This window comes from Pseudomonas sp. GL-B-19, assembly GCF_019956415.1.
Taxonomy (GTDB): Bacteria; Pseudomonadota; Gammaproteobacteria; order Pseudomonadales; family Pseudomonadaceae; genus Aquipseudomonas.
This window is the reverse complement of the sequence record NZ_JAHBDK010000061.1, coordinates 1-26,791: the sequence shown is the minus strand read 5'-3', so window position 1 is coordinate 26,791 and position 26,791 is coordinate 1. Positions and strand designations below refer to the sequence as shown.

27 protein-coding genes are annotated in these 26,791 nt (G+C 59.8%); 12 read left to right on the top strand and 15 right to left on the bottom strand.

Annotated elements, in window-relative coordinates:
- Positions 1–274: 274 nt before the first annotated feature.
- From KGB06_RS22820 to glyQ, 4 genes are all read right to left on the bottom strand, one after another.
- Entirely contained in the window at positions 275–1,054 is a 780-nt protein-coding gene (locus KGB06_RS22820) for a lysophospholipid acyltransferase family protein (protein ID WP_223519784.1), read from the bottom strand.
- Between the two features lie 78 nt (positions 1,055–1,132).
- The gene (gene gmhB, locus KGB06_RS22815) at positions 1,133–1,672 is read right to left on the bottom strand and encodes a D-glycero-beta-D-manno-heptose 1,7-bisphosphate 7-phosphatase (protein WP_223519786.1); all 540 of its coding nucleotides are present in this window, start codon (positions 1,670–1,672) and stop codon (positions 1,133–1,135) included.
- 4 nt (positions 1,673–1,676) lie between these two features.
- Positions 1,677–3,731: a glycine--tRNA ligase subunit beta gene (gene glyS / locus KGB06_RS22810; RefSeq protein ID WP_223519782.1), complete on the bottom strand. Its 2,055-nt coding sequence runs from the start codon at positions 3,729–3,731 to the stop codon at positions 1,677–1,679.
- The gene (gene glyQ, locus KGB06_RS22805) at positions 3,728–4,681 is read right to left on the bottom strand and encodes a glycine--tRNA ligase subunit alpha (RefSeq protein WP_003213601.1); all 954 of its coding nucleotides are present in this window, start codon (positions 4,679–4,681) and stop codon (positions 3,728–3,730) included. The genes glyS and glyQ overlap by 4 nt, the downstream gene beginning before the upstream one ends.
- 81 nt (positions 4,682–4,762) lie before the next feature.
- Between glyQ and tag the strand changes: the two genes are divergently transcribed.
- The 3 genes from tag (at position 4,763) to KGB06_RS22790 (ending at position 6,560) form a co-directional block, all read left to right on the top strand.
- On the top strand, positions 4,763–5,320 hold the full coding sequence (gene tag / locus KGB06_RS22800; protein ID WP_223519779.1) for a DNA-3-methyladenine glycosylase I: 558 nt from the start codon (positions 4,763–4,765) through the stop codon (positions 5,318–5,320).
- Between the two features lie 40 nt (positions 5,321–5,360).
- Positions 5,361–6,248 carry a lysophospholipid acyltransferase gene (locus KGB06_RS22795; protein WP_150779558.1) on the top strand — a complete coding sequence of 296 codons (888 nt, stop codon included), beginning with the start codon at positions 5,361–5,363 and terminating at the stop codon, positions 6,246–6,248.
- A 72-nt stretch (positions 6,249–6,320) separates the two neighbouring features.
- Positions 6,321–6,560, top strand: coding sequence for a PilZ domain-containing protein (locus KGB06_RS22790; protein ID WP_007948117.1), 240 nt, complete (start codon positions 6,321–6,323; stop codon positions 6,558–6,560).
- Here the strand turns inward: KGB06_RS22790 and KGB06_RS22785 are convergent, their stop codons facing one another.
- From KGB06_RS22785 to def, 5 genes are all read right to left on the bottom strand, one after another.
- Positions 6,561–6,875, bottom strand: coding sequence for a tetratricopeptide repeat protein (locus KGB06_RS22785; protein WP_223519777.1), 315 nt, complete (start codon positions 6,873–6,875; stop codon positions 6,561–6,563). It lies immediately after the preceding gene.
- A gap of 117 nt (positions 6,876–6,992) precedes the next feature.
- On the bottom strand, positions 6,993–8,366 hold the full coding sequence (gene trkA / locus KGB06_RS22780; protein WP_223519775.1) for a Trk system potassium transporter TrkA: 1,374 nt from the start codon (positions 8,364–8,366) through the stop codon (positions 6,993–6,995).
- Between the two features lie 21 nt (positions 8,367–8,387).
- Positions 8,388–9,698 carry a 16S rRNA (cytosine(967)-C(5))-methyltransferase RsmB gene (gene rsmB, locus KGB06_RS22775; protein ID WP_223519773.1) on the bottom strand — a complete coding sequence of 437 codons (1,311 nt, stop codon included), beginning with the start codon at positions 9,696–9,698 and terminating at the stop codon, positions 8,388–8,390.
- Positions 9,695–10,654 carry a methionyl-tRNA formyltransferase gene (gene fmt / locus KGB06_RS22770; protein ID WP_223519771.1) on the bottom strand — a complete coding sequence of 320 codons (960 nt, stop codon included), beginning with the start codon at positions 10,652–10,654 and terminating at the stop codon, positions 9,695–9,697. The genes rsmB and fmt overlap by 4 nt, the downstream gene beginning before the upstream one ends.
- Before the next feature lie 57 nt (positions 10,655–10,711).
- Positions 10,712–11,218, bottom strand: a complete 507-nt coding sequence (gene def, locus KGB06_RS22765; RefSeq protein ID WP_007948122.1) for a peptide deformylase — start codon at positions 11,216–11,218, stop codon at positions 10,712–10,714.
- A 171-nt stretch (positions 11,219–11,389) separates the two neighbouring features.
- On the opposite strand from def, the gene KGB06_RS22760 reads away from it, so the two are divergent.
- From KGB06_RS22760 to KGB06_RS22750, 3 genes are all read left to right on the top strand, one after another.
- A complete protein-coding gene (locus KGB06_RS22760; protein ID WP_223519770.1) occupies positions 11,390–12,415 on the top strand; it encodes a LysM peptidoglycan-binding domain-containing protein in 1,026 nt (341 codons plus the stop codon).
- 79 nt (positions 12,416–12,494) lie between these two features.
- Entirely contained in the window at positions 12,495–13,595 is a 1,101-nt protein-coding gene (dprA, locus tag KGB06_RS22755) for a DNA-processing protein DprA (protein WP_223519768.1), read from the top strand.
- 54 nt (positions 13,596–13,649) lie between these two features.
- Positions 13,650–14,207: an L-threonylcarbamoyladenylate synthase gene (locus KGB06_RS22750; protein WP_223519766.1), complete on the top strand. Its 558-nt coding sequence runs from the start codon at positions 13,650–13,652 to the stop codon at positions 14,205–14,207.
- A gap of 102 nt (positions 14,208–14,309) precedes the next feature.
- On the opposite strand, the gene KGB06_RS22745 is transcribed toward KGB06_RS22750, so the two are convergent.
- The gene (locus KGB06_RS22745; protein WP_223519764.1) at positions 14,310–15,287 is read right to left on the bottom strand and encodes an NADPH:quinone reductase; all 978 of its coding nucleotides are present in this window, start codon (positions 15,285–15,287) and stop codon (positions 14,310–14,312) included.
- A 180-nt stretch (positions 15,288–15,467) separates the two neighbouring features.
- On the opposite strand from KGB06_RS22745, the gene hemF reads away from it, so the two are divergent.
- Positions 15,468–16,382 carry an oxygen-dependent coproporphyrinogen oxidase gene (hemF, locus tag KGB06_RS22740; protein ID WP_223519762.1) on the top strand — a complete coding sequence of 305 codons (915 nt, stop codon included), beginning with the start codon at positions 15,468–15,470 and terminating at the stop codon, positions 16,380–16,382.
- 13 nt (positions 16,383–16,395) lie between these two features.
- Positions 16,396–17,217: a shikimate dehydrogenase gene (gene aroE, locus KGB06_RS22735; protein ID WP_223519760.1), complete on the top strand. Its 822-nt coding sequence runs from the start codon at positions 16,396–16,398 to the stop codon at positions 17,215–17,217.
- Positions 17,218–17,327: 110 nt separating this feature from the next.
- Here aroE and KGB06_RS22730 read toward each other — a convergent pair whose 3' ends face one another.
- From KGB06_RS22730 to betC, 3 genes are all read right to left on the bottom strand, one after another.
- Positions 17,328–18,896 (bottom strand): SulP family inorganic anion transporter, encoded by a 1,569-nt coding sequence (locus KGB06_RS22730; protein WP_223519758.1) that lies wholly within the window; start codon positions 18,894–18,896, stop codon positions 17,328–17,330.
- A 167-nt stretch (positions 18,897–19,063) separates the two neighbouring features.
- Positions 19,064–19,984: a choline ABC transporter substrate-binding protein gene (choX, locus tag KGB06_RS22725; RefSeq protein WP_223519756.1), complete on the bottom strand. Its 921-nt coding sequence runs from the start codon at positions 19,982–19,984 to the stop codon at positions 19,064–19,066.
- Positions 19,985–20,000: 16 nt separating this feature from the next.
- Entirely contained in the window at positions 20,001–21,515 is a 1,515-nt protein-coding gene (gene betC / locus KGB06_RS22720; RefSeq protein WP_223519755.1) for a choline-sulfatase, read from the bottom strand.
- Positions 21,516–21,629: 114 nt separating this feature from the next.
- Between betC and KGB06_RS22715 the strand changes: the two genes are divergently transcribed.
- Entirely contained in the window at positions 21,630–22,580 is a 951-nt protein-coding gene (locus tag KGB06_RS22715) for a choline sulfate utilization transcriptional regulator (protein ID WP_223519753.1), read from the top strand.
- Here KGB06_RS22715 and KGB06_RS22710 read toward each other — a convergent pair.
- Positions 22,573–23,238 (bottom strand): NAD(P)-dependent oxidoreductase, encoded by a 666-nt coding sequence (locus KGB06_RS22710; protein ID WP_223519751.1) that lies wholly within the window; start codon positions 23,236–23,238, stop codon positions 22,573–22,575. The two genes, KGB06_RS22715 and KGB06_RS22710, sit on opposite strands and share 8 nt — an antisense overlap.
- Positions 23,239–23,321: 83 nt before the next feature.
- Between KGB06_RS22710 and KGB06_RS22705 the strand changes: the two genes are divergently transcribed.
- A complete protein-coding gene (locus tag KGB06_RS22705; RefSeq protein ID WP_223519749.1) occupies positions 23,322–23,648 on the top strand; it encodes a DOPA 4,5-dioxygenase family protein in 327 nt (108 codons plus the stop codon).
- Here KGB06_RS22705 and KGB06_RS22700 read toward each other — a convergent pair whose 3' ends face one another.
- Positions 23,649–24,050, bottom strand: coding sequence for a GFA family protein (locus KGB06_RS22700; protein ID WP_223519748.1), 402 nt, complete (start codon positions 24,048–24,050; stop codon positions 23,649–23,651).
- Positions 24,051–24,469: 419 nt separating this feature from the next.
- Here KGB06_RS22700 and KGB06_RS22695 point away from each other — a divergent pair, with 419 nt between their 5' ends.
- Together KGB06_RS22695 and KGB06_RS22690 are read left to right on the top strand one after the other, a co-directional pair.
- Entirely contained in the window at positions 24,470–25,777 is a 1,308-nt protein-coding gene (locus KGB06_RS22695; protein WP_223519746.1) for a CitMHS family transporter, read from the top strand.
- A gap of 84 nt (positions 25,778–25,861) precedes the next feature.
- Positions 25,862–26,629: a TerC family protein gene (locus tag KGB06_RS22690; protein WP_223519744.1), complete on the top strand. Its 768-nt coding sequence runs from the start codon at positions 25,862–25,864 to the stop codon at positions 26,627–26,629.
- Positions 26,630–26,791: the final 162 nt, after the last annotated feature.

Genomic DNA, 26,791 nt, shown 5'->3' with positions numbered 1-26,791 from the left:
GGGAACAAACTGGTCTGGGTACGGGACTGTCCCTGGATGTAGGCCATAACGAAAAATGCTCCGTATCTTTCGATGCGGAGCATTTTCTTTGATCGCCAGGCAGATTGCTAGGTTTTCACACAGTCTGATATCAGCCGGTTTTTTTGCGCCCCGAAAAAACTTATGCACCATTTTCGGCGTTTTATGTGTTTAAGAAATATGTATATAAATCATTATCTTACAAAACAAAAACGCTGATTTTCGAGAAAACGGTACACAGGTTATCCACAGAATCTCAGACAGCCACTTGATCACTGGCGGTCGGTGCCGCCGGGGCGGCCGGCAGCGAACCCATTTCCCGTTGCATCTGCTCGTTCCAGGCTTGCACCCGGTCGTTCAGATCGGCAATGGCGCGAGGCCCGCTACCCTCTGCGTACATCGGTGCGCCGATGATCACGGTGATAACACCCTGCTTCTTCGCCCAACCGGTTTTTGGCCAGAACTTGCCGGCATTGTGCGCAATCGGCAGTACCGGAAGCGCGGCGTTGACGGCCAACGCGGTGCCACCGCGTGAGAACTTGCCGATAGTGCCAAAAGGAACGCGAGTCCCCTCAGGAAAGATCAGCACCCAGACGCCATCCTTCAGCAGTTCATCGCCCTTCTTCGCCACATGCTTGAGCGCGGCTTTGGGATTGTCGCGGTCGATGGCGATCGGTCGTAGCATGGCCATGGCCCAGCCGAAGAACGGTACATACAGTAATGAACGCTTGAGCACCTGGCTCAACGGCTCGAAGTAAGCGGAGAGAAAGAACGTCTCCCACGTGCTCTGGTGGTTCGACTGAATCACACAGGGCTGATCAGGCACGTTCTCGGCACCCTTCACTTCGTAGCTGATGCCCAGGAACACTTTGCTCAGCCACAAGGCGCAGCGGCACCAGTACACGTTGATGAAACGATAACGCGCCTTGAACGGCAGAAACGGCGCGATAAAAAAGCTCAGGCTGCACCAGAGCAATGAGCTGGTGCCCAGCAGAAGGTAAAAGAGGAAGGTTCTGATGGCCTGCAGTATCGACATGGTGACGTTTACCGTGCGGGCTCTGCCCGTCTATAAGCGCACTCCCGATCAGTCCTTAATCGGAACAATCGAAGCACTTTAATTGTGGATAAGTTCTGCGGCAATCGCCGCCAGATCGTCAAAAATCAAGGTGCCTACCGGTAGGGACTTGCCCAACGTCTTTTCGCCTTTCCCGGTCTTTACCAAAACTGGCTGTGAATCGACGGCTTTGGCGGCTTCCAGGTCACCAAGGCTGTCGCCAACGAACCAAAGATGGGTCAGCGACACGTTGTAATGCTCGGCGATGGTTTTCAACATCCCGGGTTTCGGCTTGCGGCAATCGCAGCCTTCGTCCGGCCCATGTGGGCAATAGACGATCAGCCCGACTTCACCGCCCTGCTCCGCCACCAGCGAGCGCAAGCGCTCGTGCATGGCGTCCAGGGTGGCGATGTCGTAATAGCCGCGAGCGATGCCCGACTGGTTGGTAGCGACCGCTACCGTCCAGCCGGCCTTGCTCAACTGCGCGATGGCTTCGATCGAACCGGGGAGTGGAATCCACTCCTCCACCGACTTGATGTAAGCGTCGGAGTCGTAATTGATTACCCCGTCGCGATCGAGAATCAGCAGTTTCAACAGCAGCCCCTTAGCTCAGCAGCGAAATATCAGCGACGCCGAGGAACAGCCCACGCAGACGCGCCAGCAAGGCATAACGGTTGGCGCGAACCTTGGCATCTTCCGCGTTGACCATCACTGCTTCGAAGAATGCATCCACCGGCTCGCGCAAGGCGGCCAGACGGGCCAGCGATTCGCTGTACTGACGCGCAGCAGCCATTGGCTGGACGGCCTGGTCAGCCTGCTGGATCGCCGAGTACAGGGAGAACTCGTTGGCATTGTCGAAGTACTTGGCTTCAACCACTGTCGGAACGGAGCCTTCGACCTTGCTCAGCAAGTTCGATACGCGCTTGTTCACGGCGGCCAGGGCAGCGGCTTCCGGCAATTTGCGGAAGGCTTCTACTGCTTGAACACGCTGGTCGAAGTCCAGCGCCGAACCCGGCTTCAGGGCACGAACCGACAGGTACGTTGCCACGTCGACGCCTTCGTCTTCGTAACGGGCACGCAGACGGTCGAAGATGAACTCCAGCACGGCGTCGTTCAGGCCGGCAGCCTTGACCTTGGCACCGAATGCATCCACGGCGAAGGCCACGGCGTCGTTCAGGTCGAGTTCAAGTTTCTTGTCGATCAGGATGCGCAACACACCCAGTGCTGCACGGCGCAGGGCATACGGGTCTTTGCTGCCGGTTGGCAGCATGCCGATACCGAAAATGCCCACCAATGTATCGAGCTTGTCGGCGATGGCCACGGCCGCACCGGTCAGGGTGGTTGGCAGTTCAGCGCCCGCACCGCGCGGCATGTACTGCTCGTTCAGCGCCAGAGCGACTTCTTCCGGCTCGCCATCATTGAGGGCGTAGTAGTAACCGGCGACGCCTTGCATCTCCGGGAACTCACCGACCATCTCGGTCGACAGGTCGCACTTGGACAGCAGGCCGGCACGGGAAGCCCATGCAGCGTTGCCGCCAATGCGTTGCGCGATGAACGCCGCGAGTTTGGAAACGCGCTCGGCCTTGTCGTAGACGCTGCCGAGTTTTTCCTGGAACACCACGTTTTGCAGGCGCAGGTTGAAGTCTTCGAGTTTCTGCTTCTTGTCTTGCTTGAAGAAGAACTCGGCGTCGGTAAGACGTGGGCGGACCACTTTCTCGTTACCGGCGATGATCTGCTGCGGGTCTTTGCTTTCGATGTTGGCCACAGTAATGAAACGTGGCAGCAACTTGCCGTCGGCATCCAGCAGGCAGAAGTACTTCTGGTTGTCCTGCATGGTGGTGATCAGCGCTTCTTGCGGCACGTCGAGGAAGCGTTCTTCGAACGAGCACACCAGCGGCACTGGCCATTCAACCAGCGCGGTCACTTCGTCGAGCAGCGCCGGCGGAACAATCGCCGTGCCTTCCTGACGGGTGGCCAGTTCTTCGGTGCGCTTGCTGATGATGTCGCGACGCTCGTTGGCATCGGCCAACACATAAGCGGCCCGCAAGTCGGCCAGATAATTGGCCGGCGAGGTGATGCGCACGTTTTCCGGGTGGTGGAAGCGGTGACCACGGGAATCACGGCCAGCCTTCTGGGCAAGGATGGTGCAGTCGATGACCTGGTCACCGAGCAGCATCACCAGCCATTGGGTCGGGCGAACGAATTCTTCTTTGCGAGCGCCCCAACGCATGCGTTTCGGGATCGGCAGGTCGTTCAGCGAATCCTCGACGATGGTCGGCAGCAGGCTCGAGGTCGGCTTGCCAGCGATACGTTGGCTGTAACGCAGTTTCGGGCCGCTCTGATCGATTTCGCTCAGCTCGACGCCGCACTTCTTGGCAAAACCCAGTGCCGCTTGGGTCGGGTTGCCTTCAGCATCGAACGCAGCCTGACGTGGCGGACCATCGAGGTTAATGCTGCGATCCGGTTGCTGGGTGGCCAGCGACGTGATCAGCACCGCCAGGCGACGTGGCGCGGCGTAAACGGTTTTGGTCTCGTAGTTCAGGCCGGCAGCTTGCAGGCCCTTGTCGATACCGGCGAGGAACGCCTCGGCCAGGGTGTTCAGGGCTTTGGGTGGCAGTTCTTCAGTGCCCAGTTCAACCAGAAAATCCAGAGCACTCATTGTGCAGCCTCCAGCTTGGCCAGTACTTCATCACGCAGGTCCGGGGTCGCCATCGGGAAGCCCAGCTTGGCGCGAGCCAGCAGGTAGGCTTGCGCAACGGAACGCGCCAGGGTGCGCACACGCAGAATATATTGCTGACGCGCGGTCACCGAGATCGCCCGGCGCGCATCCAGCAGGTTGAAAGTATGGGAAGCCTTCAACACCATTTCGTAGCTCGGCAACGGCAGCGGCTGGTCGAGTTCGATCAGGCGCTTGGCTTCGCTTTCGTAGAAATCGAACAGTTCGAACAGCTTCTCGACGTTGGCGTGCTCGAAGTTGTAGGTCGACTGCTCCACTTCGTTTTGGTGGAACACGTCGCCATAGGTCACTTTGCCGAACGGACCGTCAGCCCAGACCAGGTCGTAGACCGAGTCCACGCCTTGCAGGTACATGGCCAGACGTTCCAGACCGTAAGTGATCTCGCCGGTCACCGGGTAGCATTCGATGCCGCCCGCTTGCTGGAAGTACGTGAATTGCGTCACTTCCATGCCGTTGAGCCAGACTTCCCAGCCCAGACCCCAGGCGCCGAGGGTTGGCGATTCCCAGTTGTCTTCGACAAAGCGAATGTCGTGGACCAACGGGTCCAGGCCGACGTGCTTGAGGGAGCCCAGGTACAGTTCCTGGAAGTTGTCCGGGTTCGGCTTCAGCACTACCTGGAACTGGTAGTAGTGCTGCAGACGGTTCGGGTTTTCGCCGTAGCGGCCGTCAGTCGGGCGACGACTGGGCTGCACATAAGCGGCGTTCCAGGTTTCCGGGCCAATGGCGCGCAGGAATGTAGCAGTGTGGAAAGTGCCGGCGCCTACTTCCATATCGTAGGGCTGAAGTACCACACAACCTTGCTCGGCCCAGTATTGCTGGAGGGCGAGGATCAAGTCTTGGAAGGTACGCACGGCTGGCGTAGGCTGGCTCACGAAATTCACCTGTTTCTTGGGCTGCGATTTAAAGAGCGGGAGTATACCCGATTCATTGCTGCGCACGCCCCCTGGAGCCTTATGCCACGCTGCTTTTGGTGTTCCGAAGATCCGCTGTACATGGCTTATCACGACCAGGAGTGGGGCACGCCGCTACGCGATGCGCAGGGTTTGTTCGAGTTGCTTTTGCTCGAAGGGTTCCAGGCCGGCCTCTCATGGATCACAGTCTTGCGTAAACGTGAGCGTTATCGCGAGGTGTTGTTCGGCTTCGACGTACAGCGCGTGGCGCAGATGAGCGACGCGGAAATCGATGAATTGATGCTCGATCCAGGCATCATCCGCAACCGCCTCAAACTCAACGCCGCCCGGCGCAATGCCCAGGCCTGGCTGGCGCTGGAGGACCCGGTGGAGTTTCTCTGGTCCTTCGTCGGCGGTACGCCTGTGATCAATCATTTCAAGGATCGCACCGAAGTGCCGGCGGTCACGCCGGTGGCGGTGGAGATGAGCAAAAGCCTGAAAAAGGCCGGCTTTACGTTCGTCGGACCGACGATTTGTTATGCGCTGATGCAGGCCTCGGGCATGGTCATGGACCACACCCGCGATTGCGATCGCTACGCGACCCTGGCGAACGGCGGTTAGAATAGCCGCCTCGCGCACAGCACAAAATCAGGAGTGACCTGTGGATAAGTTTAAAGGCGCCTTGCTGGTAGGCGCTCTGCGGCTGTTTGCCCTGCTTCCGTGGCGGGCAGTGCAAGCGGTGGGCTCGGCGATTGGCTGGGCCATGTGGAAAACCCCCAACCGTTCCCGCGACGTGGTGCGGATCAATCTGGCCAAGTGTTTCCCGGACATGGACCCGGCCGAGCGTGAGCGTCTGGTCGGCCAGAGCCTGAAGGACATCGGTAAATCCCTGACCGAAAGCGCCTGCGCCTGGATCTGGCCGGCCCAGCGTTCCATTGATCTGGTGCGCGAAGTCGAAGGCCTTGACGTGTTGAAGGACGCCCTCGCCTCCGGCAAAGGTGTCGTTGGCATCACCAGCCACCTGGGCAACTGGGAAGTGTTGAACCACTTCTACTGCAACCAGTGCAAACCGATCATTTTCTATCGGCCACCGAAGTTGAAGGCTGTGGATGAATTGCTGCGCAAACAGCGGGTGCAATTGGGCAACCGGGTGGCTGCTTCCACCAAGGAAGGCATCCTCAGCGTGATCAAGGAAGTGCGCAAAGGTGGTGCAGTGGGCATTCCGGCTGACCCGGAACCGGCCGAATCTGCCGGGATCTTCGTGCCCTTCTTCGCCACCCAGGCGCTGACCAGCAAATTCGTGCCGAACATGCTCGCGGGCGGCAAAGCGGTCGGCGTGTTCCTGCATGCGCTGCGGTTGCCGGACGGTTCGGGTTACAAAGTCATCCTGGAAGCGGCGCCAGAGGCCATGTACAGCACCGATACCGAGACGTCCTGCGCGGCCATGAGCCAAGTGGTCGAGCGTTATGTACGGGCTTATCCAAGCCAGTACATGTGGAGCATGAAGCGCTTCAAGAAGCGTCCGCCGGGTGAAGAACGCTGGTATTGAGTCTATTGGCATGATCTGTGGATAATCTTGGGGCCAGGGTTATCCACAGCTGTTCATTAAAGGGCGCAGCAGATGTCCGAACACCGCAAATCGTTTCGCATCAAAATCAGTCATGAAAGCTTCGGCGAATGCCTGGGCCAGACACGCAACCTTTCAACCACGGGCGTCTACGTCAAGCATCCGGGCTTGTCGTCGTTGCCTAAAGGCGCGGTGGTTTACGGGCAGGTGCAGGACTTACCCACAGGTGCGCCGCGTGTGCGCATGGAAGTGATTCAGGTGGATGGCGAAGGGATAGGCCTGCGTTATCTCTGATCAGTGCGCGTTTCGCTCAAGTTTCTTCAGAAACACCGTCATCTCCTTCTCTGCCTGCTTGTCGCCATGGGCACGGGCGGCTTCCAGACCTTGTTCCCAGGCCTGCCGCGCGGCCGCAAAGTCCGCCAGCGCCAGATGGGCCTTGCCCAGTAGTTTCCACGCCGCCGAATACTTCGGATCAAATTCCACGCAGCGTTGGAAATGCTCCACAGCCTTGGCGTTTTCCCCCAGATCCAGATAACCCTTGCCCAGGCCGAAGCGCAGCAATGAGTTATCCACACCCTTGGCGAGCATTTTTTCCAGGGATTCGATCATGGCGATATTTCCGAATGGGTGTCGTTTGCAAAATCGTCTTCGCCGGCAAGCCGGCTCCTACAGGTTATGCGCGATTCTCTGTAGGAGCTGGCTTGCCAGCGAAGGCGGTCTAAAGGATCAGAAGAAGCTCAACCCCACATGAAACAACTTCTCCACATCCCGAATATGCTTTTTATCCACAAGGAACAAAATCACATGGTCGCCCGCTTCGATCACGGTGTCGTCATGGGCAATGATCACTTCTTCATCACGAATAATCGCGCCAATCGTCGTACCCGGCGGTAAACCGATGTTCTCGATGGCCTTGCCAATCACCTTGCTCGACTTCGCATCGCCATGGGCAATAGCCTCAATAGCCTCCGCAGCTCCCCGGCGCAATGAGTGCACGCTGACGATATCGCCACGGCGCACGTGGGCCAGTAAGGTGCCGATGGTCGCCAGTTGCGGGCTGATGGCGATATCGATGTCGCCGCCCTGAATCAAATCAACGTACGCCGGGTTGTTGATGATCGTCATCACCTTCTTCGCGCCCAGGCGCTTGGCCAGTAGCGAAGACATGATGTTGGCTTCGTCATCGTTGGTCAGGGCCAGGAAGATATCCGCGTCGGCGATGTTCTCTTCCATCAGCAGGTCGCGGTCGGAGGCACTGCCTTGTAACACCACGGTGCTGTCGAGGGTGTCCGAGAGATGGCGGCAGCGAGCCGGGTTCATCTCGATGATCTTCACCTGGTAGCGGTTTTCGATGGCCTCGGCCAGACGCTCACCGATCTGCCCGCCCCCGGCGATGACGATGCGTTTGTAGGTTTCATCCAGCCGGCGCATTTCGCTCATCACGGCGCGAATATTGGCCTTGGCGGCGATGAAAAACACTTCGTCGTCCGCCTCGATGACGGTGTCACCCTGCGGCAGGATCGGCCGGTCACGGCGGAAAATCGCGGCGACGCGGGTTTCGACATTCGGCATGTGTTCGCGCAACTGTCGCAGTTGCTGACCCACCAGCGGCCCGCCGTAGTACGCCTTCACTGCGACCAACTGCGCTTTGCCTTCGGCGAAGTCGATCACCTGCAAGGCGCCCGGATGCTCGATCAGGCGCTTGATGTAGTTAGTCACCACTTGTTCCGGACTGATCAGCACATCGACCGGGATCGCGTCGTTATCGAACAATTCGGAGCGCGTGAGATAAGAAGCTTCGCGCACGCGAGCGATTTTGGTGGGCGTATGGAACAGCGTGTGTGCGACCTGACAGGCCACCATGTTGGTTTCGTCGCTGTTGGTCACGGCCACCAGCATGTCGGCATCGTCCGCACCGGCCTGGCGCAGCACCGTCGGCAGTGAGCCGCGGCCCTGAACGGTGCGGATGTCCAGCCGATCGCCGAGGTCACGCAGGCGTTCGCCGTCGGTGTCGACCACCGTAATGTCATTGGCTTCGCTGGCCAAATGTTCTGCCAGCGAACCGCCGACCTGCCCCGCACCGAGGATGATGATTTTCATCCAGTCACTCCATTCAATCCGTTAACCGCGCGCTGCGGCAATCTTGATCAGCTTGGCGTAGTAGAACCCGTCGTGGCCGCCTTCCTGGGCCAATAACTGGCGACCGTGAGGTTGCTTGATGCCGGCCGCCGTGGCGAGGTCCAGTTCACGCGCACCCGGCGTACGGGCGAGGAACGCTTCAATGACTTCGGTGTTTTCAGTCGGCAATGTGGAACACGTGGCGTAGAGCAGAATCCCGCCAACCTCCAGGGTTATCCACATAGCATCGAGCAATTCGCCCTGAAGCACTGCGAGCGCGGCGATGTCGTCGGGCTGGCGCGTCAGTTTGATGTCCGGGTGGCGACGGATGACGCCGGTGGCCGAGCACGGCGCGTCCAGCAGGATGCGCTGGAACGGTTTGCCGTCCCACCAGACGGCAGTGTCACGCCCGTCGGCGGCGATCAGTTCGGCGCTCAATTTCAGGCGTTCGAGATTTTCTCGCACCCGCACCAGACGCTTGGCTTCAAGGTCCACCGCCACGACACCGGCCAGTTTTGGCTCGGCTTCAAGGATGTGGCAGGTTTTGCCGCCCGGTGCGCAGCAGGCATCGAGCACCCGTTGGCCCGGCGCCAGGTCGAGCAGGTCGGCAGCCAGTTGCGCCGCCTCATCCTGCACGCTGATCCAGCCTTCGGCAAAGCCCGGCAGGCTGCGCACGTCGGCGGCGGCCTCAAGGATGATGCCGTCCTGACTGTAAACGCACGGCGTCGCGGCGATCCCGGCTTCGGTCAGTAAGCCAAGGTAGGCGTCGCGAGTGTGGTGGCGACGGTTGACCCGCAGAATCATCGGCGGATGCGCGTTGTTCGCCGCGCAAATGGCTTCCCATTGCTCGGGCCAGAACGCTTTCAGTGATTTTTGCAGCCAGCGCGGGTGGGCGGTACGCACCACCGGATCGTGTTCCAATTCGGCCAGCAGCGCTTCGCTTTCACGCTGGGCGCGGCGCAACACGGCGTTGAGCAAGGCTTTGGCCCAAGGCTTTTTCAGCTTGTCGGCACAACCAACGGTTTCGCCGATGGCGGCATGGGCCGGAACACGGGTGTAGAGCAGTTGATAGAGGCCGACCAGCAGCAGCGCCTCGACATCGGCATCCGCTGCCTTGAAGGGCTTTTGCAGCAGTTTCGCCGCCAGCGCCGACAAACGTGGCTGCCAGCGCGCGGTGCCGAACGCCAGGTCCTGAGTGAAGCCGCGATCGCGGTCTTCAACCTTGTCCATTTGGGGCGGCAGGGAACTGTTGAGCGAGGCTTTTCCATTAAGAACAGCGGCGAGTGCCTTGGCGGCGGCCAGACGCGGGTTCATTGAGCGTCCGCCGCTTGACCGAGCACAGTGCCGACGGCGAATTTCTCACGACGGCTGTTGAACAAGTCGCTGAAGTTCAGCGCCTTGCCACCGGGCAATTGCAGACGGGCCAGGCACAAGGCCTGCTCACCGCAAGCGACGATCAAACCGTCCTTGCTGGCGCTAAGGATTTCGCCAGGCGCGCCCTTGCCTTCAACGAGGCTCGCGGCGAGTACTTTCAGCGCTTCGCCGTTCAGTGTGCTGTGGGTAATCGGCCATGGGTTGAAGGCGCGAACCAGACGTTCAAGCTCTATGGCCGGACGGGTCCAGTCGATGCGCGCTTCGTCCTTGTTCAATTTATGAGCATAAGTGGCGAGGCTGTCGTCCTGCACTTCGCCTTTCAGCGTGCCGGCAGCGAGGCCGGCAATCGCCTGAATCACCGCCGGTGGACCCAGTTCGGCCAGACGATCGTGGAGGCTGCCGCCGGTGTCTTCAGCGCTGATCGGCGTGGTGACTTTGAGCAGCATCGGCCCGGTGTCCAGGCCCAGCTCCATACGCATTACGGTCACGCCGCTTTCACTGTCGCCCGCTTCGACAGCGCGCTGGATCGGCGCCGCCCCGCGCCAGCGTGGCAGCAGGGACGCGTGGCTGTTGATGCAACCCAGGCGCGGAATATCCAGCACAACTTGCGGCAGGATCAGGCCGTAGGCGACCACCACCAACAAGTCTGGCTTGAGCGCGGCCAGTTCAGCCTGAGCGTCTTCGTTGCGCAGTGTCGGCGGCTGCAACACCGGGATGTTGTTTTCCAATGCGAGTTGCTTGACCGGGCTCGGCATCAGCTTTTGCCCACGGCCCGCCGGACGGTCCGGCTGGGTGTAAACCGCGACGATCTCGTAAGGGCTGTCGAGCAGGGCCTTGAGGTGTTCGGCGGCGAATTCCGGGGTCCCGGCAAAGACGATGCGCAGTGGCTCAGTCATGTAGAAGGTCTCACAAAAGAAAAAGGCTTGCCGCGGCAAGCCTTTGAAAGGAGGGCATCAAGCGTTCTGGCGATGGAGCTTTTCCAGTTTCTTCTTGATTCGGTCGCGTTTGAGACTGGACAGGTAGTCAACGAACAATTTGCCGTTCAGGTGGTCGCATTCATGCTGGATGCACACGGCGAGCAGGCCTTCGGCGATCAGTTCGTAAGGCTGGCCGTCGCGGTCCAGGGCCTTGACCTTGACCTTCTGCGGGCGATCGACGTTTTCGTAGAAGCCCGGCACCGAGAGACAGCCTTCCTGATACTGCTCCATCTCGTCGGTCAGGGTTTCGAACTCGGGGTTGATGAACACCCGTGGTTCGGAGCGGTCTTCGGAGAGGTCCATCACTACGATGCGTTTGTGCACGTTGACCTGGGTTGCGGCGAGGCCGATGCCTGGCGCTTCATACATTGTTTCAAACATGTCATCGACCAACTGACGCACTTCGTCGTCCACTACGGCCACAGGTTTGGCGATAGTGCGCAGGCGCGAGTCGGGGAATTCGAGGATGTTTAAAATGGCCATAAGCTTGATGACTGCACGTGTGAAGTAAGGTCGGGTCGGTGGCCTGGCGAGTCCGAAGAGGCAGGCTACCGTTGTAAAACGTAGCTCCCTTCTCTTCATAAGCAAGCCGGGAGCGAGCCACTGAGGGCTCTAGCGTTTCACGCGAACGTACATAATAAAGGGATTCACCGCATGAGGAAATCACTACTCGCCTTGCTCCTTCTGGCTTCGGCCGGTCTGGCGCACGGGCAAGTGCAACTCAAGGAAGGTTTTCCACAGCAATACACAGTGGTTGCGGGGGACACACTCTGGGACATTTCCGGTAAATACCTGCGCCAGCCGTGGCAATGGCCCGAACTCTGGCAAGCCAATCCGCACATCGAAAGCCCTGATCTCATCTACCCCGGCGACTCGCTGTCGCTGATTTACGTCAACGGTCAGCCGCGCCTGACCCTCAATCGCGGCGCCTCGCGCGGCACCATCAAGCTCTCGCCACGGGTGCGCAGCTCGCCGGTGGCCGAGGCCATTCCGAGCATTCCGCTGCGTTCTATCAACAGTTTCTTGCTGAGCAACCGCATCGTCGACAAGGTCGAGGATTTCGACAAGGCGCCCTATGTCGTGGCCGGCGATGCCGAACGTGTGCTGAGCGGCACCGGAGACCGCATCTTCGCGCGCGGCCATTTCGATCCCGATCAGCCGGCTTACGGGATCTTCCGTCAGGGCAAGGTCTACACCGACCCCGAGACCCAAGAGTTTTTGGGGATCAACGCCGATGACATCGGTGGTGGCGAAATTGTCGCCACTGAAGGTGATGTCGCGACCCTCGCCTTGCAGCGCACGACGCAGGAAGTGCGTCTCGGCGACCGTTTGTTCAGTGGTGAGGAACGGCCGATCAACTCGACCTTCATGCCCAGTGCGCCGAAAACACCGGTTAACGGGTTGATCATCGATGTACCGCGTGGCGTGACGCAGATTGGCGCGCTGGATGTGGTCACGCTGAACAAGGGGCAACGTGATGGCTTGGCCGAAGGCAACGTACTGGTGGTGATGAAAACCGGCGAAACCGTGCGTGACCGGATCACCGGCCAGCCACTGAAAATTCCCGATGAGCGGGCCGGATTGCTCATGGTTTTCCGCACCTACGACAAGCTCAGCTACGGTCTGGTCCTCAACGCTTCGCGCTCGCTGGCCGTCATGGACAAAGTGCGAAATCCGTAAGCGGCTCCACAAGTTACCAACAGAGTTATCCACAGCTTATTCCCGTTTCGACGGGGCTCATAACGATCAAGGATGATCCATGTCACTGCCTGCCGTTACACCGGTTTCCCCTGCGGAACTGGAAGCTCGTTTACGTTTGCACCGTTTGCCGGAACTCGGCCCGGCGCGATTCAAAAAATTACTTGAGGCCTTCGGCTCGGCATCCAAAGCCATCAGCGCGCCGGCCATCGCCTGGCGTTCACTAGGATTGCCACTGACGTGTGCCGAGGCTCGGCGCACCAATGAAGTGCGCGATGGCGCCAGCCACGCATTGGCCTGGCTAGAGCGTCCGGGCCAGCATTTACTGATGTGGGACCAGCCTGAGTACCCGGCGCTGCTGGCGGAAATCAGCGACGCGCCGCCGCTGTTGTTCGTGGCGGGTGATCCGGGGATTCTGGAAAAACCGCAGCTGGCGATGGTCGGTAGCCGACGCGCCTCGCGTCCGGGCATGGACACTGCCGCCGCGTTTTCCCGCAGCCTGGCCGGTGCCGGTTTCGTCATCACCAGCGGTCTGGCGCTGGGCATTGATGCTGCCGCGCATCAAGCCGCTTTGGACGTCGGCGGGCGAACGGTGGGCGTACTTGGCACGGGACTTGAAAAGTTTTATCCACAACGCAATCGGCGACTGGCCGATGCCATGATCGCGTCTGGGAGTGCGGTGCTTTCGGAGTTCCCGCTGGACGCCGGCCCTACTGCCAGCAACTTCCCCCGGCGTAACCGGATCATCAGCGGTTTGTCCCTTGGCGTGCTGGTGGTCGAGGCCAGTGTGGCGAGTGGTTCGTTGATCACCGCGAGGCTGGCGGCGGAGCAAGGTCGCGAGGTGTATGCGATTCCTGGGTCGATTCATCATCCTGGCGCCAAGGGTTGTCATCAACTGATCCGTGACGGCGCGATGCTGGTGGAAACCATCGAACATATCCTTGAAGCCTTACGCGGCTGGCAACAGTTGCCGTTGTCCACCGAGACTCCCTCGGTGACCCATCCGTTGCTTATGCTGTTGCACGCGGCCCCGCACACCAGTGAAGCGCTGTCCGTCACCAGCGGCTGGACCTTGCCCAAAGTGCTGGCCGCGTTGACGGAGCTGGAAATGGAGGGCCGCGCCGTGTGCGAAAGCGGGCGCTGGTTTGCGAGGGTGAGCTAGGTTTTATAAGGAAGATCGGTAAACTGCGCAGAGCCTTATTCCGGAGAGTTTTTCATGGTCAACAGTTGGCGAGTGCAACAAGCCGCGCAAGCCGTTCGCGCAGGGGCGGTGATTGCCTATCCAACCGAAGCGGTCTGGGGGCTGGGTTGCGACCCGTGGGACGAAGAGGCGGTGTATCGCCTGCTGATGATCAAGGGCCGGTCGGTGGAGAAGGGCCTGATTCTGGTTGCCGACAACATCCGGCAATTCGATTTTCTCTTCGAAGACTTCCCGGAGCTGTGGATGGACCGCATGGCCAGCACTTGGCCGGGGCCGAACACCTGGCTGGTGCCGCATCAGAATCTGTTGCCGCAGTGGATCACCGGTGTGCATGAAACGGTGGCGCTCAGGGTCAGCGATCACCCGCTGGTGCGGGATTTGTGCGCAGCGGTCGGGCCGCTGGTGTCGACCTCGGCCAACCCGCAGGGACGGCCGGCGGCGCGCACGCGGATTCGCGTGGAGCAGTATTTCCGTGGACAGGTGGATTTTGTGTTGGGCGGGAATCTCGGTGGGCGCAAGAACCCGAGCGTCATTCGGGATCTGGCGACCGGCCACGTCGTGCGCCCCGATTAAGACCGCAGCGCTGCCAATCGCGAGCAGGCTCGCTCCCACAGGGTTTTTGTGATCGACACATAACCATAGATGTGGGAGCGAGCCTGCTCGCGATGGCGCCCGTCAAGGCAACAAAACTGTCGAACCCGTCGTGCGCCGTGCCGACAACTCGGTCTGCGCCTTCGCCGCATCAGCCAACGAATACGTGTGACTGATATCCACGTTCAGCTTCCCGCTGATAATCATCTCAAACAGCTCATCCGCCATCCGCTGCAGATTCTCGGCATTGTTGGCGTAAGTCGCCAGCGTCGGCCGGGTCACGTACAGCGAACCCTTCGCCGCCAATATCCCCAGATTGACCCCGTCCACTGCACCCGACGCGTTGCCAAAACTCACCACCAAACCGCGTGGGGACACGCTGTCCAGCGACGTCAGCCAGGTGTCTTTACCGACGCCGTCATACACCACCGACACTTTCTTCCCGTCCGTCAATTCCAGCACACGTTGAGCGACGTTTTCATGGCTGTAGTCGATGGTCGCCCAAGCGCCGTTGGCCTTGGCCAGCGCGGCTTTCTCGGGCGAGCTGACCGTACCGATCAACTTTACGCCCAAGGCCTTGGCCCATTGGCAGGCCAGCGAACCGACACCGCCGGCAGCGGCGTGGAACAGGATGGTTTCGCCACCCTTGAGCTCATAAGTCTGACGCAGCAGGTACTGCACGGTCAGGCCCTTGAGCATGACCCCGGCAGCCGTTTCGAAGCTGATCGCATCCGGCAGCAGCACCAGATTGGCCTCGGGCAATACGTGAACGTCACTGTAGGCGCCCAACGGCCCGCTGCCATACGCAACGCGATCACCGACCTTGAAGCGCGTGACCTCGCTTCCCACCGCTTCGACCACGCCTGCGCCTTCCGAACCCACACCCGATGGCAAAGCGGGTGGTGCATACAGACCGCTGCGGTAATAGGTATCGATGAAATTCAGGCCGATGGCCTTGTTGGTGACGCGGACCTGCTGCGGGCCGGGCTCGGCGGGTTGGTAATCGACGTACTCGAGTACTTCGGGACCGCCATGGGCGCGGAACTGGATACGCTTAGCCATCTGCCTACTCCTTGGGTCTTGGCTACGGGAGGTGTAGCACGAAGCTCCCTATCGAACTCCCAAGCTTGATCTTCGTCAACTGCGGCAGGCCCATCGGCGATGTTATGCTACGCGCCCATTTGCGTCGGTCCTCCGCTCCGATGGAGCGCCGCGTAGCTTTGCCCGATTCAAGGTGATGACATGACGACCCGCACCGAGGCCGTAAAAGCCTATCTGCTTGACCTGCAAGACCGTATTTGTGCTGCGCTGGAAGCCGAAGACGGCGGCACACCCTTCGTCGAAGACGCCTGGACCCGGGCTGCCGGCGGTGGCGGTCGCACCCGCGTGATCGAAAACGGCTCAGTGATCGAAAAGGGCGGCGTCAACTTTTCCCACGTCTTTGGCAGCGGCCTCCCACCGTCCGCCAGCGCTCATCGCCCGGAATTGGCCGGCCGTGGCTTCGAAGCCTTGGGCGTGTCATTGGTCATTCACCCGCACAACCCGCATGTGCCGACCTCCCACGCCAACGTGCGCTTTTTCATTGCTGAAAAAGAGGGTGAGGAACCGGTCTGGTGGTTCGGCGGCGGCTTCGACCTGACGCCTTACTACGGAAATGAAGAAGACTGCGTGCACTGGCACCGCGTCGCCGAGCAGGCCTGTGCGCCGTTCGGTCCGGACGTCTATTCGCGCTACAAAGCCTGGTGCGACAGCTACTTCCACATCAAGCATCGCCACGAGCCGCGCGGCATCGGAGGTCTGTTCTTCGATGACTTGAACGAGTGGGACTTTGACACCAGCTTCGCGTTCATGCGCGCCATCGGCGATGCGTTCATCGACGCGTATCTGCCGATTGTGCAACGCCGCAAAAATGATGCGTTCACCGCCAAGCAGCGTGAGTTCCAGGAATTCCGTCGCGGCCGCTACGTGGAGTTCAACCTGGTCTACGACCGAGGCACGCTGTTCGGCCTGCAATCGGGTGGGCGCACCGAGTCGATCCTGATGTCGTTGCCGCCGCAAGTGCGCTGGGGCTATGACTGGAAAGCCGAACCGGGCAGCGAAGAAGCGCGCTTGACCGAGTACTTCCTGCAAGACCGCGATTGGTTGGCCGAGGCCTGAACGAGGAGTTCTGATGGACCGTTACGTCGTATTCGGTAACCCGATTGGCCACAGCAAGTCGCCGCTGATCCACCGTTTGTTCGCCGAACAAACCGCTCAGCAGTTGGACTACAGCACCTCGCTGGCGCCACTCGACGATTTTTCCGACTTTGCCCGGGCTTTTTTCCGCGAAGGTCGCGGAGCGAATGTGACGGTGCCATTCAAGGAAGACGCTTTCCGCCTGGCCGACAGCCTGACGGAGCGCGCGCAGCGGGCCGGCGCGGTGAACACCTTGAGCAAGCTCGCCGATGGCACGTTGCTGGGTGACAACACCGACGGTGCCGGGCTGGTGCGGGACCTTACGGTCAACGCCGGTTTCAGCCTCAAGGGCAAACGCATCCTGCTGCTTGGCGCTGGGGGCGCGGTGCGCGGTGCGCTGGAGCCGCTGTTGGCCGAGCAACCGGCCTCGGTGATCATCGCCAACCGCACGGTTGAGAAAGCCGAGCTGCTGGCGAAATTGTTCGCGGACTTGGGGCCGGTGTCGGCCAGCGGTTTCGATTGGTTGAAGGAGTCGGTGGACTTGATCATCAACGCGACGTCGGCGAGCCTGTCGGGCGATGTACCGCCAATTGCCGGCAGCTTGATCGAGCCGGGTAAAACCGTTTGCTACGACATGATGTATGGCAAGGAGCCGACTTCGTTCTGCCGTTGGGCCACGGAAAATGGCGCTGCGGTAGCGATGGATGGTTTGGGCATGCTCGCGGAACAAGCGGCGGAAGCCTTTTTCCTGTGGCGCGGCGTGCGCCCGGACACGGCGCCGGTACTGGCCGAACTGCGCCGCCAATTGGCACTGTAGGAGCAAGCGGTGCGGCGACCCGACTTGCCCGCGATGAACGATTACGCGGTGTGCCTGATACGCCGCGGCGCCTCAATCGCGGGCAAGCCATGCTCCTACAGGGCGTGTGTTCAGTCCTCAAAGCGGATCGGGCATTTCTCCGCCCCTTCCAGCTTCCTCAACTCCTCCACCACCTGCGGCCGCGCGCGCCGCAACGTCAGGCTGCGATCCTGCTTCAACAGCCGTCGCGCTTCCTGGTGCAGCATTTCCACCCCTGAATAGTCGATGAAGTTGATCTGCTGCGCCTCGATCACCACGCGCGCGCCGTGCAGGCGTTGCAGGCGCACTTGCAGGTAGTGGCTGGCGCCGAAAAAGATCGACCCGCCTACCCGCAGAATGTCTTCATCCCCTTCGCGAGAGTGTTGAACCCGTGGTTGCGAAGTGCGTTTGAGGTAGAAGAACAAGGATGCCAGCACCCCGGCGTAGATCGCCGTCTGCAACTCCAGCAGCAGCGTGGCGACACAGGTCAGCGCCATGACCAGGAACTCGGCGCGGCTGACCCGCAACAAGGCGCGAATACCGCGATGGTCCACCAGTCCCCACGCGATTAACAGAATGCTGCCGGCCATGGCCGGGATGGGGATGTGGGCGATTAACTTTGCGCCGAAGATGGCAAACAGCGACACCCACACGGCTGAAAAAACGCCGGCCATCGGTGAACAGGCGCCCGCTTCGTAGCTCAGGCCCGAACGAGTGAAGGAACCGGCCGACAGCGAGCCGGAAAAGAACGCCCCGACCATGTTCGATAAACCCTGGGCGCGGACTTCCTGGTTGGCGTCGATCAACTGCTGCGAGCGCGCCGACAGGGAGCGGGCAATTGACAGGCTGGTCACCAGCCCCAACATTCCCACGGCCACCGCGCTCGGCAGCAAACGCAGGATCAGGTCCAGGTCCAGCGGCAACGGACTGAAGGGCGGCAAGCGTCCGACAAACGCGCTGACCAACTTCACATGGCCGAACATCGATGGCCAGAACCACACCAGCAACCCGCCCAGAATCAGCGTAATCAGCAGTGTCGGCCAGCGAGGCAGCAACAACTTCAGGACCGCGCCGACAACGACCGTCGCCAGGCCCAGCGCCAGTGACGGTTTATCGAAAGCGCCGAGATGCTTGAACAGCACCAAGAAGCTGTCCAGCGCCGTGGCCTGGCTGGGCAAATCCAGCCCCAGCAGGTTCGGCAATTGACCGATGACGATCACCACCGCCGCGCCCAAGGTGAAACCCAGCACCACTGAATGCGAGACGAAATTCACCAGGGCGCCGAAGCGCAGCAAACCGAGCAACCACTGGAAAATACCGGCGAGCAACGTCAGAAGCAGGATCAGGGTCACGTAGTCCTCTGACGCGGGAACGGCCAGAGGACTGACGCTGGCATACAAGACGATAGAAATCGCCGCCGTAGGCCCGCAGATCAAGTGCCACGACGAACCCCAGAGACAAGCAATCAACACGGGGATGATCGCGGCGTACAAACCATATTCCGGAGGGAGCCCCGCGATCAGCGCGTAGGCAATGGATTGCGGCAACGCAAGAATTGCCCCACTGAGGCCGACGATCAGGTCACGCCCGACGCTGGCGCGGGTTTGCCGGGGCAACCAACTGAGGAAGGGGAAGAGTGAATGGCGGCTGGGGAAGGCCATGGGTCCTCTCGGGTGGGGTTTTGCGCAAGAGTATCAGGACAACCGCCTGTTCGATCGTTCCCACGCTCTGCGTGGGAATGCCGCCATGGACGCTCTGCGTCCGCTACAGATGTGACGCGGAGCGTCACGGGATGCATTCCCACGCAGAGCGTGGGAACGATCATGCCTTACAACCTGGCTTTCACCGCCGGCAACGCGTCTTTGCCATCTGCGGTTTTCACGCCATCCAGCCACTTATCCAGCACCGCCGGATTGGCCTTGATCCACGCCTTGGCCGCGTCCGCATTGCTGACTTTCTTATTCACCACCTCGGCCATGATGCTGTTCTCCATGTCCTGGGTGAAACTCAGGTTGGTCAACAGCTTGCCAACGTTCGGACAGGCTTCGGCGTACCCCTTGCGGGTCAAGGTATGCACGCTGCCGGTATCACCGAAATATTTCTCGCCGCCTTTCAAATAATGCATTTTCAGCTGCACGTTCATCGGATGCGGGGTCCAGCCGAGAAAGGTCACGAATTTCTGTTTTTTCACTGCGCGAGACACTTCGGCCAGCATTGCCTGCTCGCTGGACTCGACGAGTTTCCACTGGCCCATGTCGAAATCATTCTTCTTGATGATTTCCTGCAGCGAGATGTTCGCTGGCGCGCCGGAGCCAATGCCGTAGATCTTCTTGTCGAATTTGTCGGCGTACTTGTTCAGGTCGGCAAAGTCATGCACACCCGCGTCCCAGACGTAGTCCGGAACCGCGAGCGTGAACTCGGTGCCATCAAGGTTCTTCGCCAGTTGCGTGACATCGCCCGTGGCCACGAACTTATCGTAGAAGCCCTGCTGCGCCGGCATCCAGTTACCCAGGAACACATCGACCTGGCCATCCTTCAGGCCGCCAAAGGTGATCGGCACCGCGAGGGTGTCGACCTTGGCCCTGTAGCCCATGCCATCCAGCAGAAACCCGGTGATGGCGTTGGTCGCGGCGATGTCGCTCCAGCCAGGATCGGCCATTTTCACCGTCTCGCAGCTTTGATCGGCATAGGCCGATGCGCTGCCCAGAGCCAGAAGCCCGACCGTCAGTACTGTGGATAACCTTTTCATGGACTTCCCCTTAACATTATTGGTTTTGGCAGGGTTGTGGATAACGTGCTTTGCGCTCCAGATCATCGAGGTCGATGTGGTTGCGCATGTACTGCTGACTGGCGTCCACCAGCGGCTGGTGATCCCAGCTCTTCAGCTTGCCGATGGTCAGTGCGTGCGCAACAAAGCGCCGACGACGCTGGCTGGCGAGCACCTGCTGGTGAATCGCCGGGATGTTCCATTTGGCGCGTGCCTCGGCTAGAAATTCTTCGAAAAGCTGAAGATGTTGCGGCGATTGGCTGAGTTCTTCCCGTTCGCGCGGGTCGTTGTGTACGTCGAAGAGCAGGCACGGGTCGTCTTCGCTGTAGATGAATTTGTAAGCTCCGCGACGGATCATCATCAATGGACTGATAGTGCCTTCGGCCATGTATTCGCCGAACACTTCGTCGTGACCGCCCTGCCCTTGCAGGTGCGAAACCAGCGAGCGACCGTCCAGCGGCAAGCCCGGTTCCAGCGAGCCGCCGGCCAGTTCCACGAAGGTAGGCAGCAGGTCGGCGGTGGAGACGGCGGCGCTGACTCGCCCTGCCCCGAACTGCCCCGGCGCACTGATTAACAGGGGCACGCGGGCGGCCATTTCGTACCAGTGCATTTTGTACCAGAGCCCACGCTCGCCGAGCATGTCGCCGTGGTCGCCGGAGAACACAATGATGGTGTCGTCGATCAGCCCGGTTTCTTCGAGGGTTTGCAGGAGTTTGCCGACGTTGCTGTCGATATAGCTGCATGCGCCGAAGTAGGCGCGGCGCGCGTCACGAATCTTATCCACAGGCAGCGGCTTGTCCCACAGGTCATAAACCTTGAGCAAACGCTGGGAATGCGGATCGAGTTCGGATTGTGCCGGGGTTTTGGGGAGCGGGATGTCGGCATCGTCGTACATATCCCAAAACGCCTTGGGAATCGTGTACGGATCGTGTGGGTGCGTCATCGAAACGGTCAGGCAAAACGGCTGGTCGCCGTCTTCGCGAATGTGATCAAACAAATATTGCTGGGCCTTGAACACCACCTCTTCGTCGAAATCCAGCTGATTGGTGCGCACGCATGGTCCGGCTTGCAGCACCGATGACATGTTGTGATACCAGGTTGGACGTACATCTGGCTCGTCCCAATTCACCGCCCAACCGTAATCCGCCGGGTAGATGTCGCTGGTCAGGCGTTCTTCGTAGCCATGGAGCTGGTCCGGGCCACAAAAGTGCATCTTGCCCGACAGCGCGGTGCGGTAACCGAGGCGACGCAAGTAGTGGGCATAAGTCGGTACATCGGCGGGGAAATCAGCCGCGTTGTCATAGGCGCCGATCTTGCTCGGCAACTGACCGCTGACCAAGGTAAATCGCGACGGCGCGCACAAGGGGCTGTTGCAATACGCGGCGTCGAACACCACGCCTTCGGCGGCGAGGCGGCTGAGATTCGCTAGTTTGATTGGCGAAGGACCGTAGAACGGCAACATTGGCGCGGCCATTTGATCGGCCATGATGAAAAGAATGTTCTTGCGCTTCATGTGATCGCGGCATTCCATAGTGAATATTTATGCGAAAGTGCTGCGATCGAGCATGTTACCCAAGCTCTTTGCGGTAAAGCCCATGCCGGGCAATAACTAGGATTAGCCCAGCTTATGTATGACACCCTTGGTGATTTGTCCTTGGACCTGCTTCGTGCTTTTGAAGCGGCGGCCCGTCATCGCAGCTTCACCGCTGCAGCGGTGGAGCTTGGCACCACGCAGCCGGCAGTCAGTCAGCAGATCAAACGGTTAGAAGAGCAACTCGGGGCGCGGCTGTTTGACCGCATCTACCGGGGCATTGAATTGACAGAAGCCGGGACTATTCTTTTCGAGCAGGTTCAGCTCGGTTTACAGAATATCGACGCAGGATTGAGCGCGATCAGTGCACAGCAGCAACATGAAGTGTTGCAGGTGGCCACCGATTTTGCCTTCGCAGCGTATTGGCTGATGCCCCGTTTGCACCGCTTTCATGCGGCTAATCCTCACGTCGATGTAAGCCTGGTCACCAGCGAGCGCAGTCACAACATGTTGCGCACCGATATCGATGTGGCGGTGTTGTTCGGCGAGGGACGCTTCAAACAGGGTGAAAGCCATTGGCTGTTCAGCGAAGAGGTATTCCCGGTGTGCAGCCCGTTGTTGCTCAAGGATCGTCCCCTGCCCTTGCCGGCTCAGTCGCTGCTGGAGTTTCCATTGCTACACCTGCGTGGCGAACACAGCAGCAACTGGTTTGACTGGAGCGGCGTGTTTCGCGAATTGGGGATAACGTCGGCACCGGCGCCGGGGCAACTGCGCTTCGACAATTACACGCTGCTGATTCAAGCGGCGATTGGCGGCCAAGGTGTCGCGATTGGCTGGCGGCACCTTGTGGATAACTTGCTGGCGCAGGGCTTGTTGTGTCGACCTATCGCTGAGTCAGCGATGTCCAGGCTTGGTTATTACGTGGTCTTGCCCCCGCGCAAACGACGTGGGGTGTTGATTCAACAGTTTGTGGACTGGTTGATGGCCGAGCAAGCCAGCAGCGCGCAATCGCTGAATGGCCTGGCGCTGCCTTCTATCGCTATTTAGGGTCGGTGGCGACGAAGTTAACGTGTTCGCCGATGTGCAGGTTCAGCCGCAGCTCATCGGCGATGCCCACCGCTACCCGGTTCAGACGTTCCAGCGGTTCGGCCAGCCCCGGCTCCAGGTGGCTGGAAACATGGCTGAAATGTTCGATGCTCAACCCGGGTACCCCGCGTGGCGCATTCACCAGGGTCCACTTCAAGGCACTGTCTTGTAGCGACTCGCGGATTTCTTCGGCGGCGTGGAGTTGAAGCTGATCCTCTGTCTCTGAATCATCCAGCACTTCAAAATCGCCCACCAGAAACAGTCGGTGCACCCCGGCGGCTTGCATGCCGTCGATCAGTGCATCCACGGCCAGCACCTGCTCGACCGGGCCCACCACGATGGTTTTTTCCACGTGTTCGCTGTTGAAAGGCAACCCGGGTGCGTCTAACAGGCAGATGACAGCCGAGCAGCCCGCCACACTTTGTTTAACGCGTTGTGCCTCGAACAGGTCGCCGGTTTTAGTTCGAAGGCCCGGGCGCGGCGCCAGTGCTGTCAGGTCATCCAGAATGGCGATCACTTCATGTTGGCGGTGCAGCATTTGCACAATCAGCGCACTGCCCAGGCTACTCATGGCACCATAAAGCACTATTTTGACCACCGGGGTTTCCGCGTTTTTCATGGCTGAGACTCCTCCTCCCTTGAGTATATGACGTGTGAGCTGCGGGGATCGTCGAGGGTTCGAACAGTATTTGAGGGTTTCAGATGCAACGGATCAAGGGCTATCACGCCCACGTTTATTTCGATGCCAGCACGATCGACCAGGCACGGGCCTTGTGCGAGCAGGCGACGCAGTTGTTCCCGCTGAAGATGGGCCGTGTACACGAGCGTCCGGTCGGCCCGCACCCGGATTGGAGCTGCCAGCTGGCGTTCGGAGCCGAACTCATTGGTGAAGTGCTGCCGTGGCTGGCGCTCAACCGTAAGGGGTTGGTGGTGTTCCTGCACCCGGACACGGGCGATGACTTGCTCGACCACACCGAGCACGCGATCTGGATGGGCGCGATCCGGCCACTGGATCTGTCTATTTTCTGATCAGATCGTTTCTTCAGCTTCGCCGGGTAAATGCTCGTCCAGGTGCAGCCAGGGCAAACGGCTGTCGGTCCAGATATGCCGCTCGGCTGGCGCCAGTTCAGGGTGGTCGAGGGTGGCGATGGTCACGTCGATGCTCTCAGGGCTGAGATGGGTCATAAACGCCAGTTGCGCCCCACAGTTCGAGCAGAAATAGCGCACGCCAGTTGAAGAAGATTCGTACTGCGCAGGTGTGCCTTTCACCCATTGAAAGGCTGACGCGGGCACCGTGATCCAAGTGGTCACAATGCCGCCGCTGACCCGCCGGCAGATCGAGCAATGACAGTGTGCAATGTCTTGCAACGGCCCGCTGAATTGATAGCGCAGATGTCCGCAGTGGCAGCCGCCAGTATGAATGTCGACCATGATGTTTCCTCCTGAGGTGTATTTACCGACGCCTTCGCGAGCAGGCTCGCTCCCACAGTGGGTTCTAAGTGGCCACAGACCTATTGTGGGAGCGAGCCTGCTCGCGATGGCCGCAACTCGGTCCATCTCCATAACTCGTCCGACGACCGGTTGCACATCCGCGCAATGCTTTCACCACCGAAAGCTGGCTGAAAGCTTCCCCGATTAGGATCGCCCCACTGCCGGCAACAGACCGGTTGGCCAGTGCCAGCGTTTTATCGCTCGCATGGCCCATTTAACAACAACAATGGTGATCCTGATGTCCTCTGCTACCCGCCGCTTCGCTGACACTCCGCCCGTTTGCCTCGCGCTTCCCGTTCTGCGCTGACCTTACCCGGTTCGCCCATTTCCCCTAGCCGCGCTACGCCTGGAGTACTCCCATGCTGACTTTCCTTGGCTTTGCCATGGTCATCACGTTCATGTTCCTGATCATGACCAAGCGCCTGTCCGCGCTGATCGCCTTGATCATCATCCCGATCCTCTTTGCCCTGTTCGGCGGTTTTGCGCCGAAAATCGGCCCAATGATGCTCGAAGGCATCACCAAGCTCGCGCCGACCGGCGTGATGCTGATGTTCGCCATCCTCTACTTCGCCCTGATGATCGACTCCGGCCTGTTCGACCCGGCCGTGCGCAAGATCCTCAAACTGGTCAAGGGCGACCCGTTGAAAGTTTCGGTCGGCACCGCCGTACTGGCGCTCGTCGTTTCCCTTGATGGGGACGGCGCGACCACTTATATGATCTGCGTGGCCGCCATGCTGCCGCTCTACAGCCGCATCGGCATGAGCCCGCGGATCATGGCCGGCCTGATCATCCTCGCCGGTGGCGTGATGAACATGACCCCATGGGGTGGCCCGACCGCTCGCGCGGCCAGCGCACTTCATGTGGACCCGTCCGATATTTTCGTACCGATGATTCCAGCGATGCTGGCCGGTGTGTTGGCGATCCTGGCGATTGCCTACTTCTACGGTAAACGCGAGCGTGCTCGTCTGGGTGAGTTGCACCTGATCGGCGATGAAATCGACCACAGTGAAATCAGCGTTTCGCAGTTCCCTGACGCGCGTCGTCCGAAGCTGATCTGGTTCAACGGCTTCCTGACCCTGGCCCTGATGTGCACGCTGGTCGCCGGCCTGTTGCCGCTGCCGGTGCTGTTCATGGTGGCGTTCAGCATCGCGATGATCGTCAACTATCCTTGCCTGCAACAGCAGAAGGACCGCGTTGCGGCCCACGCCGGTAGCGTTCTGTCGGTGGTCGGCCTGATCTTTGCTGCCGGTATTTTCACCGGTATCCTGACCGGCACCGGCATGGTCGACGCGATGTCGAAAAGCCTGTTGGCGGTCATCCCGGATTTCCTCGGCCCGTACCTGGCGGTGATCACCGCACTGGTGAGCATGCCGTTTACGTTTTTCATGTCGAACGACGCATTTTATTACGGCGTGTTACCAGTTCTTGCCGAAGCCGCCAGTCATTACGGTATAACCGCAGTTGAAATGGCACGTGCCTCGATCGTCGGTCAGCCCGTCCACTTGTTGAGCCCGCTGGTACCATCGACCTACTTGTTGGTGGCGCTGGCCGGTATTGAATTCGGTGACCATCAGCGCTTTACCCTGAAGTGGGCAGTGCTGGTGTGCCTGTGCATACTGGTTGCAGCATTGCTGATGGGGATTTTTCCGCTGTTCAGCACTCTATAACCAAAGACTCACCATGACGGGTCCGCTCTTCGCTGTTTGAAGTCCGGGCCTTTCGTGGTTTAACAATCGCTCAAAGGAATACACATGGAATGGCTGACCAACCCTGAAATCTGGGTTGCCTTCTTTACCCTGACCGCCCTGGAAATCGTTCTGGGCATCGATAACATCATCATGATTTCGATCCTGGTCAGCCGCATGCCCAAGCACATGCAGGCGCGCACCCGGATTTTCGGTCTGGCGCTGGCCATGATCACGCGGATCCTGTTGCTGCTCTCTATCACTTGGGTCATGCGCCTCACGGCGGACTTGTTCGTGGTGTTTGACCAGGGAATTTCCGGGCGAGACCTGATCCTGTTCTTCGGTGGCCTGTTCCTGCTGTGGAAGAGCTCGCAAGAGATGTACCACGCGCTGGAAGGTGAAGACGAAACCAGCGACGAGCCTTCGGGCAAGGGCGGCAACTTCCTCTACACCATCGTCCAGATCGCGATCATCGACATCGTGTTCTCGCTGGACTCGGTCATCACCGCGGTCGGCATGGTCTCCCACGTTCCAGTCATGGTCGCCGCGATCGTCGTGGCCGTACTGGTGATGATGTGGGCGTCCGGCACCATCAGCGAGTTCATCGACAAGCACCCGTCGCTGAAGATGCTGGCGCTGTCGTTCCTGTTGATCGTCGGTACCGTGCTGATTGCCGAATCCCTGGACGTGCACGTGCCAAAAGGCTACGTCTACTTCGCCATGGCGTTCTCGCTGGCGGTTGAAGCAATCAACATCAGGATGCGCACCGCCATCGCGAAAAAGAAAAAACAGCAAGATCCGGTGAAACTGCGCAAGGACATTCCGGGCCAATAAACCCGGGAACTGCGCAAAACCTGTGGGAGCGAGCTTGATCTGGTCCAGTAATTTTGGACATTGTTTTCGGTTCTCACGCCGCCATCTTTTCTGCCGCTACCGGCGAGTGGTAACCGTTGTAGCTGTGGCGCCTTACATTGTTGTAGCGCGCCACATATCGGT